Origin of the sequence: Bacillus sp. GC_Bacil_1, from assembly GCF_026540675.1 — a bacterium.
Taxonomy (GTDB): Bacteria; Bacillota; Bacilli; order Bacillales; family Bacillaceae_G; genus Bacillus_A; species Bacillus_A cereus.
Map to the genome: position 1 here is coordinate 25,851 of NZ_JALNUG010000002.1, position 17,523 is coordinate 43,373.

Below are 17,523 nucleotides of genomic sequence, written 5' to 3' on the forward strand. Positions count from 1 at the left end.
TTACTTAACATATGTATTATACATGATAACATATGTTAAAGTGAATAAACCTTGTTAATACAAGATTTGTTTGGCTTTTTGTTATAAAATACAAACAGTTTGCAAACGTTAACTATCCAATGATACTTTTACCAAAATTTTTTACTCCTTCTTCCTGTATGTTCGATAAAACATGAGAATAAATACTAAGAGTTAATGAAATGTCAGTATGACCTAATCTCTCACTGATAATTTTAGGGTTAACTCCTTGTTTCAATAGTATAGTTGCGTGTGTATGTCTTAAATTATGAGTTTTAATTTTTTTCACTGCTGCATTTTTTATTTCTTTATAAAAATTTCCCTGAAAGCATTTCTGTATAAACCCCCAACCGATTTATTACAATTAATTAAATCTAAATCTTGATAAGCAGAAACCATTCGTAATTAGAAACGTTTGGATGAGATTCTAAATAAATATAAAAATACTAAAGGAGAGTAAGCTATGAAAAAACAGGTGTTGCAAGAAAAGTGGACGAGCTAGGTCGTGTAGTAATTCCAGTAAGGGTTTATTTGGGAAGTGGCTTTAAAACTGATGTTGTTGAGTACATGCGGTAGTAAAAGGGAGATGGATATTTGAAAAAAGTAGAAATTGATGTTGGTAGCAACAAACTTTTAATAGTGAAGGGCGGAAATGTAACAGTAGTCAATCCACCAATGAGTGGATTTGGTGAGCAAGTCGCGGTTTGGATAAACGGTAAAGTTGATCGTGTAGATGTGAAGTGAAAATCGTAATAAAAAAGAGCCATGAGTGGAAAGGCTCATAGCTCTTTGTATAAGGGTAATGATTTTATAGGTAAATATTATCATGTAATTCCAAAAAAATCAATTTCAGTAAATTGATTGGTATTTGATTTGGATTTTATAGAAAGAGAGCAGCTAACAACAGCTAGCGGCTCGGCAGGTTCTGTAAGACAAAACAGAAAAGAATATTAACAGAATATAGAGGTTTATCCTGGTTGTTTGAACGTAGTTAAAGAAAGAATATCACATACTATCAATGTTAATAAAAACTATCTGTGGCTTTCATTTCTTTATTTTATTCACAAATAGTTCCAGTAGCTATTCCGGTTGGAGCGACACCTACTGGGATATTAGTGATAACAGTATTCGTAGCAATATCAATAACGGAAACAGTATTACTAGCTTGATTTGTAACATATGCTCGAGTGCCATCAGGTATGATAGTTACTTGATCAGGGGATAAACCAACAGAAATTGTATCAATCACAGTATTTGTCGCCACATTTATTACAGATACATTATTGCTAACTTTATTTACAACGTAAATAAGATTTCCACCCGGTGTAATATCTATACCAACAGGTTCGGTACTTACGTTAATTGTATTAATAACTGCATTGGTAGCGGTGTTAATAACAGAAACAGTATTGCTGTTTTGATTTGTGACATAAGCACGAGTACCATCTAGTGTGAAGACGATTATTCTAGGACGAATACCGACAGGAATGGTAGCGATAACTGCATTGGTAGCAGTATTAATAACAGAAATTGTGTTGCTTAATTCGTTTGCAACATATGCAAAGGTCCCATTTGGTGAAACAGTGATTCCTTGTGGAGCGAGGCCAACAGGAATGGTAGTGATAACTGCATTGGTAGCTGCATTAATAACAGAAACAGTATTATTACCATGATTTCCAACATAAACAGTTGTGTTATCTGGAGAAACAGCTACACCGATTGGATCAGTTCCAACGGGAATGGTAGCGATAACAGTATTCGTAGCAGTATCAATAACGGAAACGGTATCAGAAAAAATATTAGTAACATAGGCACGAGCTCCATTTGGTGAAACCGTTACTTCAAGTGGTGCATTACCTACAGTAATTGTATCAACTACTATATTTGTTCCGGTGTTAATTACAGATACTGTATCATTTGTAGGGTCATCTATGAGTCCTGCATTTGTAGCATATACTAGGAAATTACATGCAGGTCCGGTTGGCCCAGTAGGTCCGGTCGGTCCAGTAGGTCCCGGTGGACAATCACAATCTCCGGTAGGTCCCGGTGGTCCTTCCGGCCCTTGGATTCCTTGCACACCTTGAGGTCCAGTGGCTCCTGGTGGTCCTTCCGGCCCTTGAATTCCTGGCACACCCTGAAGTCCAGTGGCTCCTTCCGGTCCTTCCGGCCCTTGAATTCCTTGTACACCCTGAGGTCCAGTGGGCCCTTCCGGTCCTTCCGGTCCTTGAATCCCTTGGATACCCTGAGGCCCAGTAGGTCCCGGTGGTCCAGGAATTCCCATTCCGGTCCCTGAACCAGTAGGCCCAGGTGGTCCTGGTGGTCCTTGAATCCCTTGTACACCTTGAGGTCCTTCAGGTCCTTCTGGTCCTTCAGGCCCCTGAATTCCTTCTACACCTTGAGGTCCTTGAGGCCCTTCAGGCCCTTCCGGTCCCTGAATCCCTTGCACACCTTGAGGTCCTTCCGGTCCTTCTGGTCCTTCAGGCCCCTGAATTCCTTGCACACCTTGAGAACCCTGAGCGCCTCTAGGTCCAGGAAATCCTCTAGGTCCAGTGGCTCCAGTCGGCCCCGGTGTTCCGATGTTACTTAATAGCGAACTATTTAAGATTCCTTGTAAAATTAAGTTGAATGTTTGCTGTAATAAGGGGTCCGATATATTTGAACAACTTATAAGTGAAGACAAGCTTTGGAATAGAAATTGGAATAATGCTGAGATTTGAGTGAGAGATGCGGTAGGTAAAGAATTAATTAATTGATTTATAGTTCTTATAACTAAATTTCTATTTGGTGTATTTGGTTGTACTGCTATTAATAAATCATTTAATGCCTGTAATGCTGATTGGAGTATTTGTATAGTTGTTGGATTTGGTGTTGTGAAAAAAGAAAGGATGGCTTGATTTAATTGATTTATTATTTGCAATAATTCTTGTTGTTGAGCATTCGAGAAAAAAACAGGTGTACAGCAATTACTTTGATCACAAGGGGATATAGAAACAAAGCAGGGTTGCTGAAATTTATCACACGAATTTGATTTTCGATTATATCTCATAAATACCTCCTTTAAAAAATTAAATGTTAAGTAATTTTTGGTAAATTATTAGCAACTGAATTTGTAGGTATATGTTTAATTGAAATGTTTTTTCCTTCAAAGTATATGCCAATAAAATTGAGGTGTTCATATGGGGGGGATAGCCAATACTTGGTTGCTAGTAGGAAATTGTAATCATAGGAAAGGAAATGAAGGTTACAAAGTTTATAGAAAAACGATTGTATTTTAAAAAAGCGTTATTGTAATAAAAGTTGAAGTTTATTAAAAAGAAGGAATGAAGGAAGATGTAAAAGATTTTAAAAGATCCATAAAAAAAGAATTCAGTGAAACTCTGAATTCTTCTACACGTATTTTTATTTGTTAATCCATTTAGAAATAATAGGATAATGAAAGTCTTTTTCTTGTAGCACATATAAAATTCCTTTTATAGGTCCAAAAATTAACAAGAGAAACAGTATTAGATATAAAGAAGCTACCCCGAAAATAATCAAAGCGTTATTTGAAGCCAAGTCTAAATTAGACCAAAATAGCATTAAGATTCTTATTATGAAAAGATTCCAAATCACTGTAATTATCCAAATGAATAGTTGAAAAAAAACAGCTTCAAGAATATTTTTCCGAATGTTTTGTGATTTACATACAAAATAGAAAACCAAAGGTATATAAAAAATTGTGACACTAAAGAAAATAAGAATAAAAAAAGATAATAATGTAAGAAAATGCATAATTAATTTTATGTTCTTTTCTTGAGTTAGGATCATTAAGGTCCTCCTATATTTATGAGATTTGTTGTGCCTATTAAAATATGTACTGTTGGTAATTATAACATGAAAATGAATTGTAATAGAATAATGCATTAAAAAGAACAAGTAATAAATTAAACAAATGCTTTATTTTGTTATAGATAAATAGGTGACTCAGCAATTGTGCTAGCCGAGTCACCTAGTACTATCGAACCAAATAATGTTCTTTTTCTATATGTAGTTATGTTGAGTTCCTAGAGGCTAGCCCAAAAAACAGTTAAAGGACAAAGAAAATCATAGTAGAGAGTTTTACATTTCATTATGTCAATGCTACAACAGCAAGAGTTAAGCCCAACGTATTTAATGTATTAGAATATGGTCCTACATTAACAGTAAGAGTACTTGTTATACCTGGAGGTGTAGTGAAAATTGCGGGGGCTGATACAGAAGTGAATCCGGCTGTATATCCTAGAGAAGTACCTGATCCAATGATTGGATTATTATTCAGATACATAGTGATACCTGCCGAATTACCTCCTGGTTGAATGATAACTTGCACTTCATAGATTGCCAAATAGGTTCTTCCACCTTCAAGTAAAACAGTTGTTGGTGGTGTGAATGAGATTGCCGTGCCATTAGAATTTACCACAGTATCTAGTGGAATCGCAGAGTTTACAGAAACTATTGATGGGGTAGTTTGAACAACATTTAAACTGTTAGCCGTGGGAGATGGACAAGAACAAGGTTTGTGAATGTTAGAGTTGTTATCATTTTGATAATTCACAAATAATCAAGCTCCTTTACTTAAGATAATTTTTTATCCTATATAAAACGTAGCTTTTTTGTATCTAAGTTATTTTTAATAAGTTTTTAAAGATAATTCGAATATTATTGGTCAGTCAACTCTTAAAAGTATTTGATACTCTGGGATTTAAAAGTGCATCTGATAAATATATATGAATGTTTTTTAAGGACATTACTGTAAGTTAGGAAACATAATAAAATCGTTATTTTAATAAAAAACGGGAAAATGAGGGGAGTAAAAGGAAAAGAACCCTTTATATAAAGGGTTTTTCTGGTGATTTAATCTATCAATTACATTCTTGGTAATATTCATCACATGAATCGTTATTATCGTTACAGCATATACAAAATGTTTTTTGAACAAATAAACTAACTACACTAGTAGAACCTTCCTGCTTTGTAAGAGTAAGACTTTGAAAATCTTCAACTTGAAATATTTTTGTTTGAACAGGTTGTAATGTAGTAGTAATTGGTACGCTAGATCTTCTTGTTAGAATAGTTACTTGAACGGGTGCACTCATACCGACAACGAATAACTGAATTAATGTTTTGTTATGATTGTTTGTAAAATCCTCAAATACAGTTTGTGGAGCGGTGGTTTCAAGGAAAACTGACACAGGTATATTTCCATTTTCATTTTCTTCAGAACCAGCTATCGTATGAGTTTCAATAAAACAGTTATTTTTTTGATTGTTGGAATGTGATTGGTTTTTATAATATTTTTTACCATCTTTATAAAAGTAATCAGCCATATGAATTTAAAGCTCCCTTCTTTTAAATATCTATATAGTCTATTTAATAAAGTGAAGTAGTGCTTGTACAACATAATAAAATCCGCTCTCGTAATTATCTAAAAATGTTATTTGGAAATTAAAGAGCGCCATTCAAGGCGCTCTCGGATAATCATTAATATTGAAAAAGAATACCGCATTATATTTTATGCATGTTCTTAATAAATGTGTAGTTTTTTAGCAAAATCCTTATTTGAAAACAAGAAGCCCTAGAGTTAGGGCTCTAGGGCTTCTTATTTTGGTATTCTCACATGGTTTTTCAAAAAGAATAGAACATATTGAAGATAACATGTGAATGTTTCATAAATGTATCAAAAAAGTGAACAAAATTGCTAGTGGAGAAGAAGCAGAAATGAAGTTTCTAATACGTAAGTACGTGAAAGGTATTATTTCCAATGAATAAAATGCGCATGGGACACCTAATCATTATTTTATCGGGGGAAAAGAATATGTTATGAACTTGGTTGAATGAAAAAATGAAAATTTTACTTTTAGAGTGAAACTAAACAAAAACGCTATTTTATTAGAAAAGGAGGATGAAAATGGAGGTCCAGTTAATTCACGAACAAACATATAAAAGTCAGTATGATTTAGAAAATGCAGTAGAAAAATTCTACGATAGTCTCCCAGAAGAATTCGGAATGTTAGAGGACGAGGATATCAAGAAATTTGATCATATAAGCGGAGTATTTGAGGCGACGGCCGTAATGAAGAATGGTTTGAAATTGAAGGTAGAAATATTCTTTGCGGATTGATGCAGACGAAGATGAATCATGAGTTTGTAAAGCTTATCAAGTAGCTTAATAAAAACTTCATTTGAAAGGAAAGTGATCAAGGTGGAAGTTCAATATGATGCGCAGGGCCGAATGAAGTATCATCCCGATTACCATCCGAATCATAAGAAGCCGTATACAACGAAAGGATTAGCCTACATATATAAGTATTATGGATTCGGAAAGGTGAAGGAAATTGCTTTAGCATTAGGAAGAACGGAATTAATGATAAGGCAGCTAGTAAATACTCTCCGGAAGGGATGTTTGAAAAATATAAAACTATAGGTGAGTAATTACAATAAAAATTTCATTTTATAAAAATAAAAACCCTAGTTTCCTAGGGTAATGGTATAACAGCCAAATATATTTTATTCGTTTATATCGTAACTTAATATTACGTTAAATACATCAGGTAAATGAAACCAATTGTAGAAAATAAGAGTAGTTAACAAAAACTAACTGCTCATCTCCAAGGGGGAACAAGGAGAAAATCTAATGTCATATATAGTATTGACGTAATATTTAGTTTTATTCGTGAAGAATTACATTTAACTTAATGCATAAGCAATGATTAAAGTTAGTGTTAAAAACACTGATAATAACAATGTTAGCAGAACTGTTACTATGCTTCTAAGCATTGTTATCCAATTACCTGCTTTAGAGAATCCTTTAATACCAGCAAAAAAAGTTCCTATTGAAAAAATGAGTACAAAAAATAAAGGGTGAAAATAAACGATTTTTATAAACGACGCATTCATTTCAGGTGTGCATACTTCAAGATATAAAAGAAAAAAAGCAATGCAAACGAATGAAAAAATAAAAGACCATAGATTTATATTATGCTTCATAGGTTGCTCCTTTGTTATCAAAATATTGCTATTAAATTTTAATGGAAAATATAAGAAAAATATAGTGGTTATAAATTGGAATGAATTTTTAAACAAAATAATCCTTTTGTTTAAAGAAAAACAAGCTACCACGTTACAATGATTGGAGATATTTTCCGATATATCCTTAAGAGGGTGGGAATAGAAAGAGTATCTTCTAGAGGAAAGGAATTAATTTATGTTAGGAAATTGGTTGGGTAAATTAAAATAACCTAAATGTATACAAAGATATAAACTTATTAATAGTCATGACAATGAAGATTTTAAAACTGGTAAGATGGGAATATTTAGTTATTGTAAATGTGAAAAGTGCTGGAATTGTTCTAAAGGAAGGAATATCTGAAATATAAATATAATTGAGGGGAGTGAAATAATAATGGAAACTAGTACTTTTTTAGGGCTGTTCTGGGGATGGATGACGGTTATCGTATCGGGAATACTTTTCGTCCGTCCATCGGTGCTACGTGACTTAAAAAAATTAGTGGTTGAAGACAGAGGGTTTGGTATTATGTATGGTTTTCTATCAATTTTCCTAGGATTAGGTACTGTAATTCTACATAATGTATGGGTATTCAACTGGCAGGGATTCCTAACGGTTATTGCATGGCTTGCATTATTAAAGGGAATTTACATAATTGCATATCCTGAACCCTCCAAGAAAACAGACTTTGAAGTAAGGATACTATCTACACGTATAGTACTCGCTATCATTGGTGCTTTGGCTTTATGGATGCTTATAGTAATCTATATAAAATAATCTTTTTTTAATAAATAAAAGAGCCTAATGTGAGAGAAAAGGCCTTTTCAAAAATTGCATATGGGGAAAATCAATGTCAATAGTTTAATGCCAATAAATTAGAATTAATTCTAGGTATTAAGTATTGAGAAATAAAAAATATTTAAGGCAACAAATTGGTTAACTTTATGAGCTAACCAATTGTTACACAAAAGAAAATTAGGCCCTACAAGTAATAGATGTGTAACTTAAATTTACAGTTATAGTGTAAGCGAGATTGAAAATGTTATACGAAAGTAATTCTGTTTAAAAGTTTTATTTTGTCATAAATAAGAGAGCATTTAGCCCAGCCTAACTGCTCGATACAGAGGTAATAGTCTAGCTACATAGATATTATATGCTGAGTTATTGATTTTATTTGTGTAAAACACAAAAGAGCAGCTAACAAAACCTAGCCGCTCTAAACAGTGATGTGTCTCTAGATGTAGTTGTAGTATAAACAGAACGTTGAGTTTTATTCATGGGGAGATAGAAATGGGCTTGAAAATAGAATATAGTCCGGCTAGAAAACTAGAGGACACCAATTTTTAGAACTGCGATAAAATTGTTTTAAGAAATGGTGTTCTCTTTATTTTGAAAGGGGATTTAGGAAATGAAGGTATTAGAATAGAAATGGTTAATAAACGCATAGATTGATAAAAAGTAAAGGGCAAATCCCTTATGAGAATAAGGAATATTATCATTTTTGTTACTATTTTCTTCTATCTTTATATATAATTAATTTGTATTTTATATATAAATTAGGAGGGAATTTATGACTACAAATAAGGACTACATTCGTTATATCCGGGGAAAAGTAGGACATGATTTAATATTTCTTAATTTTGCTGGAGGTATTGTTTATAACGAACGAAATGAAATTCTTTTACAAAAACGGGGAGATAGAAATGAATGGGGTCTTCCAGGTGGTACTATGGAACTTGGAGAATCTCTTGAAGAAACCGCTAAACGAGAAATATTTGAGGAGACAGGATTAAATGTTGAAGTTGAACATCTTATAGGTGTCTACTCTAAATATTCTGGTGAGTTTCCGAACGGAGATAAAGCTCAGACTATCACTCATTGTTTTCAATGTAAGCCAATTGGTGGAGAACTTACTGTAGATGGTATTGAGACTTTGGATTTAAAATACTTCCCAATAGACCAAATACCAAAATTATTTACAAAACTACACGAAGATGCCTTAGAAGATTGGCTTTCCAAAAGAAAAGGTGTATTTAGATAAAAAACTTTCAAATTAATTATCCATAATCTTTAACTAACAGGTGCTTTAATTGAGCAAGAAAATAAAAACCTTTAACTTCCGCTAAAGATAATTATGTTAATGATCTAGTGATGGCAGTTCTCGTAAGGACAAAAAGAGGAACGTATATAAATAGAGTTGTAGAAATAGAAAGAGTGGATTCCTTGTGAGAGAGTAGGGATCCACTCTTTTCTTACCACTGATAAAGAGACACTATATCTGACTTACATGAATATCCTATTTATTCAAATTTGTCTTTGCTAATGGTACAATTAGATTCATGGAGGGATATTATGGTAAGTTTTTATGTAACACTGTTTCTTATATTTGGTACTGCGATATTTTTATTTTTCTTGTCTGGTTCATCAAAAATTTAGGCTAAAAATCTATCATTGATAATGATCTGTTTAGGGATAAATCTACTCACAAGTCCAATGGCTTTATTTATAGGTGTGATGGCAACAGACTCTCCATATAGCACTACGCTTGATTTTTTTGGAGGATTTCTCTTTATTCAGGGAATACCGATCCTCCTCCTACTTGCAGCTTTTTTGAAGTTTGCAATAGCAAAGAAAACAAAACAAGTATAGTATAAACTCTATATTTCTTTTAATAATTTAGGGTTATATCTTTTCTGCGTTAGCTGCTTTTAACCACGCTTCGTAGAATTCTGTAACTGATGCATACCGTTCTGCGCGATCTTTATTTACAGCACGATACGCTACCTCATATAATTCCTTACTTGCTTCCCATTTTATAAAAGAACGATCTTTTTCACCGCCTAAAAGTGAGAAAGCCATTGCTCCCATATTAAATACATTTGTTTTTTCATCGATTGTTGCGTTTAGTTCAAATTCCTCTGGTGACATAAAACGGGAGGAACCCCATAGCCGGCCCATTTTATTTATGTAAGGTTTCTTACTGTATAAATCTATATCACAAATTTTTGTTTCGTTTGTATTAAAATTATATAAAATACTACCGTCATAAAAATCTATTGCTACATAGTTTTTCTTTTCTACATAAGTATGGAAAGAAAAAATGGAATATAAGGAATGAATTCGTTCTATAGCAGATAAATGCCTAAATTTATAAAATGGTGAGTTTGGATTTTTATATTTTTCAGGAGGTGGGAAACTCCAATGCGAATGAAGACATTCACCATCAAACCAATCGAAAATTAATACATATCCAGATTGGACTGGAAAATGATCAATTAGTCTTATGAGCGATTCATGCTTTAAATCTTCATAGATAGTAACTGAATTTTTTAGCCTTTTAATAGCGTGACCCGTTGTTCCTTCAAATGCAATTGTTTGTGCTCCTGCGTATTTGATAAATTTCTTATGCCCATCTTTTTCTACACCAAAACTTATATTACCTGAGTCTTGCTGGTCAAAAACTGCAAATACGGTCCCTAATTTAATAAGCCAATCAAAATTATGATATTCTTTTAATTGGAATGTTACGTTATTTAACTGAATTTCCACGGAATTATCTTTCATAGATTACCTCACATTTAATATAATTATGTTGTATATTCCACTATTCGACATATTTTATGGAAATCCTATACTTATAATATAAAATTTTATAAATATAATGATAAACACTTATAAAGCGGTGAATACAATGGATCAACAAATTGTTATTAAAGCATATCAAAAAGACTGGGTTGAAGAGTATATAAAAGAAAAAGAGAAATTCTGTTCCTTGTTAGGACAAGAAATAATTGCTGTTGAACATATAGGAAGCACAGCAGTAGAAGGATTAGGAGCTAAACCTCTTATTGATATGATGATTGGCGTAACAGACTTACAAATTACTGAAAACTGGATTGAAGTTCTATCGGAAATTGGATATGAGTATGTTCCAAAAGATGCAACCAATTGGCGTTTTTTTAGAAAGGGAAAATGGAGAGCGGGTACTCATCATTTGCATATTTATATTTATAATAGTGATGAGTGGAGAAACAATATTTTATTTCGTGACTTTCTAATAAGCCATGAATGGGCACGTAAAGAATATAGAGAATTAAAAGAGAGGCTTGCTATTACATATGCTTTTGATCGTGTTTCATATACAAAGGCAAAAGCGCCATTTATTCGAAAAATATTAGAATTGGCTAGAATTCAATAAATTTATAGATTCTTATCTAACTAGTTTTGAAACCTCTTCCTATACTTTTTATAGGGAGAGGATTTTTTGTTTTTTTCATGACAAAATATATAATTTCTAATTATTGGAGGCAAACTATTTTATTTATTTTGATATTTCTAGTACATTGGAAATATTAAGGGGGAATTAAGCAATGAAAGCTATTGTACATCAATATGAAAAAGGATTAGAGGGGTTAGAATATAAATTTTCACCTGAGATAAGTCCTAATGCAGGTGAAGTAAAAATAAAGTTAAAAGCTGCAGGGTTAAATCATAGGGATTTATTTATTATAAACAATAGAAAAGAAATGAATCTACCATTAGTAATAGGGTCAGATGGCTCAGGAATTGTTACAGAAATAGGAGAAGGAGTTTCAAATATTACACTACATACAGAAGTTATTATTAATCCTAGTATTGGATGGGAACATGCTACTGAAGTACCAGAGTTACCGGAAGTGCTAGGTGGACCGAAAGGTGGAACGTTTGCTGAATATGTAATTGTACCGGCTGAAAATGTAGTAGAAAAGCCGGCATATCTTACTTGGGAAGAATCAGGTGTTTTATCTTTATCCGCATTAACAGCATATAGAGCACTTTTTACAAAGGGTAGATTGAAGTGCGGTGAACATGTTTTAATTCCGGGAATAGGCGGTGGTGTAGCTACATTTGCCATGTTATTCGTGAAAGCAATCGGCGCAAAAGTGAGTGTTACTTCAAGGGTAGAGAATAAAAGGGAACTTGCTGAAAAATATGGTGCAGATATTTCTTTTAATAGTACCGGAAATTGGGAAGAGAGCTTACAAGGTGAAAAAGTAGATTTAATAATAGATAGTATAGGCCCGGCAACTTTCTTGAAATATTTTGATGTATTAAAGCCAAATGGAAGAATCGTGAATTTTGGTGCAAGCTCAGGAGATAAAATTGAATTACCATTACGCGCATTATTTTATAATCAAATTGATATTATGGGAACATCCATGGGTAGCCGTGAGGAATTTAATGAGATGATAAAGTTTATTGAAAAATATCAAATTAAACCAATTATTGATAAGGTTTACTCGTTAGAAGAAGCAATTCGAGCACTAAGCCGTATGGAACATGGGGAACAATTCGGAAATATTGTACTTCAAATGAATTAAAAAATATGATTTTGCAATTAGTATATTTAAATGAATATGTTATGTATTTCAAACATGAAAAAAATACGAACCGCCTTATTATAAATGCTTACCGGCTTTATACATAAATAGCTTATAAAATTTGTTTAATAATTGTCACATGAGTAATAGTAAAATGAGAATTAGATGAAAAAAGTTTAAGCCTATTTTCATAATGGTATTGTATACTGTGTAAATCAAGAACACTTGTATGTAAGGAGAGAGTTTAATGAATTACACAGTATTTCAGTGGTTTAATAATTTTGCTGATTCATCCAAACTATTAGATACGTTAATGATTGCTATTACAAATAGCGCTGCATACGTAGCCGTTCTATTTATGTTTATCTTATGGTTTAATAATGGAAAGAAAGAAAAGGCAATTAGAAAACAATATACAGTTTTATATACGACGCTTTCGGTTATTATTGCATTATTAGTAAATGTTCTTATACACGCGGTATATTACCATCCGCGTCCGTTCGTATCACATGATGTACATCAATTAGTACCACATGCAGCAGATTCATCATTCGTTAGTGATCATTCTGTACTTGTATTTTCAATCGCCTTCGTATTTATTCTTAGAGGAGAAAAACTGAAATATATCGCGCTATTATGGGCAGTACTAGTCGGTATATCACGTATGTACGTAGGTGTTCATTATCCTTTAGATATACTTGGTGCAGCATTCTTAACACTTATTACGAGTGCTTTAGTAATGCAAAGTACACGTATGTTTGAACCAATAGCGAAACTTGTATTCAAAATGTATGCATTAGTAGCGAGACGAATTCCTTTCTTAGCGAAATATAACCATATCGCATAATTTTCCTATAAAAAGTTCCGCTTTGGACATCCAGAGGGGAATTTTTTTATAGGAAATACGAAAAGAGTTTAGAGTGCTCTGTAATCAAGTTGTACTAATTAATATTCTGAAATTTCACGCACCGTATTTTAAATATATAAAATAATAACACAAAATAACAACAGTTAGTTTTGCATTGTTTTAAAGGAATTAAAAAGAAAACTTCGAAACATATAGTATCGTAAACAAAAACTACAAATTTTAAAACGGATCTTCGTACGAATCCATTCCAAAAGAGAGGAGATAAGTATGCAAAAACTCCAAACGAATAAAGGCGCTCGATATATGATGATTGCTTTTATTGTTTTGTTTCTTATTATGATTTTGCGTATATTCTATATTCAGGCAGTAGGAGTCGTGCATAATGTGAATGTAAAGGATCTCGCGAATGAACAACATAATAAAAAAGGTGTTTTAGAAGCGAATCGTGGCACTATCTATGATCAAACCGGAAAGGTGTTAGTACAAGATTCTACAACGTATCGAGTTGTTGTGAATTTAAAAGGAAAAGATAAAGTGAAAAATAAAGATGAAACCGCACAACAATTAGCCGATGCGCTTGAAATTGATAAAGAAGAAGTATTAAAAAACTTTCATGAAGGGCGTACGCAAGTTGAAATTGGGAAAATTGGTCGGAACTTATCTAGGGAAAAGAAGGAAAAAATTAATGATTTAAAAATACCAGGTGTATCTTTTATGTCGGAAAAAGCAAGAGTGTATCCGAATGAAGACTTTGCATCCTATATACTTGGTTTTGCTAGACCAGATGATAAAGGGAATACGGAAGGGAAGTTTGGGCTTGAAAAGAGTTTGGATAAATATTTGCGCTCTACAAACGGAAATATAGAATATGTGGGTACACGAAGGGGAATTCCGCTTACAAATGATATAGGTAAAGTAGAACCAGCTAAAAATGGGAATAACGTATATTTAACGCTTGATAAACAAATTAATAGTTTTTTAGAAGAAGCGATGAACAAAGCGCAAGAACATTATGATCCTTCTATGTTAATTGGCATTATTGCTGATCCAAAAACAGGAAAGGTTTTAGCGATGTCTAGTAAACCTAGTTACAATCCTAATGTAGGTGATATCGAATACTTTTTAAATGACCCGATTGCAAATGCATATGAACCAGGTTCAACAATGAAAGTTTTTACATTAGCAGCTGCCATTAATGAAGGTGTATATAACGGAAAAGAATATTTTCAATCTGGAAAATATTCCGTTGGTTCATCTGATATAAAAGACCATAATGGTGGATTTGGATGGGGATCAATTACATTTGATGAAGGATTTGAAAGGTCATCAAACGTAGCTTTTTCTATTTTAGAAGATCAGTTACTGAAACCAAATAAATTTAAGCAATATATGAATAAATTTGGATTCAATCAAAAAACAGGGATAGATTTACCTGGAGAAAGGAAAAATACTTTATTATTAAATACACAAATTCAACAGGTTACAACTTCTTTCGGTCAAGGTTCTACAGTAACTCCGATTCAATTAATCCAAGCGGCTACTGCTATAGCAAATGACGGGAAAATGATGCAACCATATATCGTTGATAAAGTTGTAAATCCAACAAACAAAGAAGTTATTATGGAAAATCAACCGAAAGAAATTGGGAATCCGATAAAAAAAGAAACAGCGGACAAGGTTAGAAGCTTAATGGAGCGTGTTATAACATCTTCAAAAGGAACTGGTACAATGTATAAAGTGGATGGTTATCCAATTGGAGGTAAGACAGGAACAGCACAAATCCCGAATCCTGAAAATGGCCGATATATGGAAGGGAAAGAGAATTACATTTTCTCCTTTTTAGGAATGGCTCCAATTGACGATCCGGAGTTAATCGTATACTTAGCTATTAAGCAGCCAAAGTTAAAAGGAGATGAGTATGGAGCTCAGCCTCTTGCTGAAATATTTAAACCTGTTATAAAAAACAGCCTTGAATATTTAAAGGTGAAACCGTATACAGAAAAACAAATAGCTGATGCAGCAAAACAATCTCAATTAAAAGTACAAAATTATGTAAATCAATCGATGGATACAATAGAGAAAAGTGTAGAAAAAGAGAAGCTACAGCCGGTAATTTTAGGAGAAGGAAAAATAATAAAACAATATCCACAGTCTGGCGAGGTAATGAGTGAAGGTGATCGTATATTTTTATTAGGGAATAACGCACAAATGCCAAATGTAAAAGGGTGGTCCATGCGTGATGTTATGTATTTCTCTAAACTTTTGAAATTAGATTTGAAAACTTCTGGTACGGGTTATGTAACGAGTCAAAGTATTGAAAAAGGACAAGATTTACAAGAAGGAGATACACTAGAACTAGAATTAGAACCGCCGTTACAACCGTTAACAGAGGCGAATACGAATTAATCCAGGCATTTGGAAGGAGCTATATGCAAATAGCTCTTTCTTTAGAGTTGCGAGTAATTTCACGCACCGTAATTTTTAGAAAAAATAATAAATAAAAGAACTAAAAGTGACACGTTGTTAAATATCTGATTATTGTTTATTTACAGTTAAATGCATATGTGATAATATGGAAAAAATAAATGCAGTGAAGAGAAGAGTAAATAAAATGAATTTTTCACAGAGAGCTCCATGTAGCTGAAAAGGAGTAAAAATTCTTTATTGAACCAAGCCTCTGAGCAGCATATCGGAACCTATTATTAGGGGATGGTGTGACGGGAGCTCCCGTTATAGAGCTATGGTATAGGCATGAATTAGAATGCAGTACCTGATAAGGTTAGTATGGTGACATATTAACAAACTAGGGTGGCACCGCGATGATAAATCTCGTCCCTAAGATTAAAAGTCTTGGGGGTGGGATTTTTTTATTGTTGTAAAACAATTTTGAAAGCGGGGGCCAAAAATGAAAAATTTACTTAAAGATTGGAAATATCCTTTATTACTATTGTCCGGAGTTGGTATTGCGAATTTAGGGACATGGATTTACTTAATAGCACTGAATGTACTTGTCTATAATATGGGTGGCTCAGCCTTAGCTGTTGCTACTTTATATGTAATAAAACCATTAGCCACTTTATTTACAAACGCTTGGTCTGGGAGTATGATTGATCGTTTAAATAAACGGAAATTAATGATTCACCTCGATATATATCGTGCGTTATTTATCGCTATTTTACCTTTACTTCCGTCACTTTGGATTGTTTATGTATTCGTATTCTTTATAAGTATGGCCAGTGCAATTTATGAGCCAACTGCTATGACGTATATGACGAAATTAATTCCAGTAGAGCAAAGACAACGTTTCAACTCATTACGTACTTTAATAGGATCTGGTGCATCATTAATTGGACCAGCAGTAGCGGGGGGATTATTAATTGCAGGTACACCAGAGTTTGCTATATATATGAATGCTATAGCATTTCTCTTATCAGGATTCATTACATTACTTTTACCTAATCTTGATAAGAAAGAAGCTTCGGATACAACAAGTAATACATTATCTCTTACAGTATTAAAAAAAGATTGGAACACTGTTATAAATTTTAGTAGAAAACATGTGTATGTCGTATGTGTGTATTTCTTATTTCAAAGTATGTTCGTATTAGCAACTGCTACTGATTCACTTGAACTATCGTTTGCGAAAGAGGTATTACTACTAACAGATAGTGAATATGGTTTTCTAGTTAGTATAGCTGGTGCAGGATTTATTTTAGGTGCCATAACAAATACAATTTTGTCAAAGAAATTAGCACATTCATTTCTAATTGGAATAGGATCATTATTCATCCCAATTGGTTATTTAATTTATGCTTTTTCAAATATATTTTTAATAGCTGCTATTGGATTCTTTATTTTATCTTTCTCTATGGCATATGCAAATACAGGATTTTATACGTTTTACCAAAATAACGTTCCCGTTCATATAATGGGACGGATCGGAAGTATATATGGACTTGTTATTGCGTTAGTAACAATCTTTATTACAATATTATCTGGTGTTGCGACTCAGTTCATTTCTATACAACTTGTAGTTATTGTAGGTTCATTGATCATGTTATTTATTACTATCGTCTTGTGTGTGTTTACTTTATTCCCATCACAATCTAAGTTGTATTCTACTGAATCAATAAAGTGAAACTTTTAATCAGGGGGCATCCCCCACTGATTATCAGCCCCCACCAATCGGGCTTTTACGGGCAGCAGGGTCCCCACTTAACTTCTTTGCTTTCGCTGAATTTTGAGATGGGGGT

At 33.0% G+C, this 17,523-nt stretch carries 14 protein-coding genes, 4 pseudogenes and 1 other annotated feature; of the genes and pseudogenes, 11 read left to right on the plus strand and 7 right to left on the minus strand.

The genetic code is table 11. The features are described from left to right. Positions 1 to 112: 112 nt before the first annotated feature. A pseudogene (locus OXT04_RS29750) lies at positions 113 to 423 on the minus strand (tyrosine-type recombinase/integrase); the annotation flags it as partial. 189 nt (positions 424 to 612) lie between these two features. Here OXT04_RS29750 and OXT04_RS03155 point away from each other — a divergent pair. Then, complete coding sequence (locus OXT04_RS03155; protein WP_000754941.1) at positions 613 to 762, plus strand: DUF3954 domain-containing protein; 150 nt, start codon at positions 613 to 615, stop codon at positions 760 to 762. A 313-nt stretch (positions 763 to 1,075) separates the two neighbouring features. Here OXT04_RS03155 and OXT04_RS03160 read toward each other — a convergent pair whose 3' ends face one another. The 4 genes from OXT04_RS03160 to OXT04_RS03175 all read right to left on the minus strand — a co-directional run bounded on the left by OXT04_RS03160 (position 1,076) and on the right by OXT04_RS03175 (position 5,363). Further along, the gene (locus tag OXT04_RS03160) at positions 1,076 to 3,064 is read right to left on the minus strand and encodes a YVTN family beta-propeller repeat protein (RefSeq protein ID WP_098250678.1); all 1,989 of its coding nucleotides are present in this window, start codon (positions 3,062 to 3,064) and stop codon (positions 1,076 to 1,078) included. 353 nt (positions 3,065 to 3,417) lie between these two features. Beyond that, a complete protein-coding gene (locus OXT04_RS03165; RefSeq protein ID WP_065228914.1) occupies positions 3,418 to 3,825 on the minus strand; it encodes a magnetosome magnetite crystal formation protein family in 408 nt (135 codons plus the stop codon). A gap of 301 nt (positions 3,826 to 4,126) precedes the next feature. Beyond that, on the minus strand, positions 4,127 to 4,591 hold the full coding sequence (locus OXT04_RS03170) for a hypothetical protein (protein ID WP_001109242.1): 465 nt from the start codon (positions 4,589 to 4,591) through the stop codon (positions 4,127 to 4,129). A gap of 307 nt (positions 4,592 to 4,898) precedes the next feature. Beyond that, positions 4,899 to 5,363, minus strand: a complete 465-nt coding sequence (locus OXT04_RS03175) for an exosporium protein D (protein ID WP_097822178.1) — start codon at positions 5,361 to 5,363, stop codon at positions 4,899 to 4,901. A 581-nt stretch (positions 5,364 to 5,944) separates the two neighbouring features. Between OXT04_RS03175 and OXT04_RS03180 the strand changes: the two are divergent. After that, positions 5,945 to 6,179, plus strand: a pseudogene (locus OXT04_RS03180) (hypothetical protein). A gap of 59 nt (positions 6,180 to 6,238) precedes the next feature. Continuing rightward, positions 6,239 to 6,468 (plus strand): annotated as a pseudogene (locus tag OXT04_RS03185) (DNA-entry nuclease). 255 nt (positions 6,469 to 6,723) lie between these two features. Here the strand turns inward: OXT04_RS03185 and OXT04_RS03190 are convergent. Then, positions 6,724 to 7,023 carry a hypothetical protein gene (locus tag OXT04_RS03190; protein ID WP_267412927.1) on the minus strand — a complete coding sequence of 100 codons (300 nt, stop codon included), beginning with the start codon at positions 7,021 to 7,023 and terminating at the stop codon, positions 6,724 to 6,726. A 415-nt stretch (positions 7,024 to 7,438) separates the two neighbouring features. On the opposite strand from OXT04_RS03190, the gene OXT04_RS03195 reads away from it, so the two are divergent. The 3 genes and pseudogenes from OXT04_RS03195 (at position 7,439) to OXT04_RS29755 (ending at position 9,691) form a co-directional block, all read left to right on the plus strand. Continuing rightward, a complete protein-coding gene (locus OXT04_RS03195) occupies positions 7,439 to 7,819 on the plus strand; it encodes a hypothetical protein (protein WP_000450247.1) in 381 nt (126 codons plus the stop codon). 793 nt (positions 7,820 to 8,612) lie between these two features. Beyond that, complete coding sequence (locus tag OXT04_RS03200; RefSeq protein WP_267412932.1) at positions 8,613 to 9,083, plus strand: NUDIX hydrolase; 471 nt, start codon at positions 8,613 to 8,615, stop codon at positions 9,081 to 9,083. A gap of 311 nt (positions 9,084 to 9,394) precedes the next feature. Then, a pseudogene (locus OXT04_RS29755) lies at positions 9,395 to 9,691 on the plus strand (hypothetical protein). 33 nt (positions 9,692 to 9,724) lie between these two features. Here the strand turns inward: OXT04_RS29755 and OXT04_RS03205 are convergent. After that, positions 9,725 to 10,606, minus strand: a complete 882-nt coding sequence (locus OXT04_RS03205) for a protein kinase domain-containing protein (RefSeq protein WP_098250677.1) — start codon at positions 10,604 to 10,606, stop codon at positions 9,725 to 9,727. Positions 10,607 to 10,733: 127 nt separating this feature from the next. On the opposite strand from OXT04_RS03205, the gene OXT04_RS03210 reads away from it, so the two are divergent. The 5 genes from OXT04_RS03210 to OXT04_RS03230 all read left to right on the plus strand — a co-directional run bounded on the left by OXT04_RS03210 (position 10,734) and on the right by OXT04_RS03230 (position 17,408). Further along, positions 10,734 to 11,240 (plus strand): GrpB family protein, encoded by a 507-nt coding sequence (locus OXT04_RS03210; protein ID WP_000372679.1) that lies wholly within the window; start codon positions 10,734 to 10,736, stop codon positions 11,238 to 11,240. A gap of 172 nt (positions 11,241 to 11,412) precedes the next feature. Then, the gene (locus OXT04_RS03215; protein ID WP_098250676.1) at positions 11,413 to 12,402 is read left to right on the plus strand and encodes a zinc-binding dehydrogenase; all 990 of its coding nucleotides are present in this window, start codon (positions 11,413 to 11,415) and stop codon (positions 12,400 to 12,402) included. A gap of 247 nt (positions 12,403 to 12,649) precedes the next feature. Then, complete coding sequence (locus OXT04_RS03220; protein WP_001110124.1) at positions 12,650 to 13,249, plus strand: undecaprenyl-diphosphatase; 600 nt, start codon at positions 12,650 to 12,652, stop codon at positions 13,247 to 13,249. A gap of 288 nt (positions 13,250 to 13,537) precedes the next feature. Continuing rightward, complete coding sequence (locus OXT04_RS03225) at positions 13,538 to 15,676, plus strand: penicillin-binding protein (RefSeq protein WP_071732186.1); 2,139 nt, start codon at positions 13,538 to 13,540, stop codon at positions 15,674 to 15,676. A 175-nt stretch (positions 15,677 to 15,851) separates the two neighbouring features. Beyond that, positions 15,852 to 16,110: a binding site (T-box leader), on the plus strand. Between the two features lie 65 nt (positions 16,111 to 16,175). Further along, complete coding sequence (locus tag OXT04_RS03230) at positions 16,176 to 17,408, plus strand: MFS transporter (RefSeq protein WP_267412936.1); 1,233 nt, start codon at positions 16,176 to 16,178, stop codon at positions 17,406 to 17,408. The last annotated feature ends 115 nt before the right edge of the window (positions 17,409 to 17,523 follow it).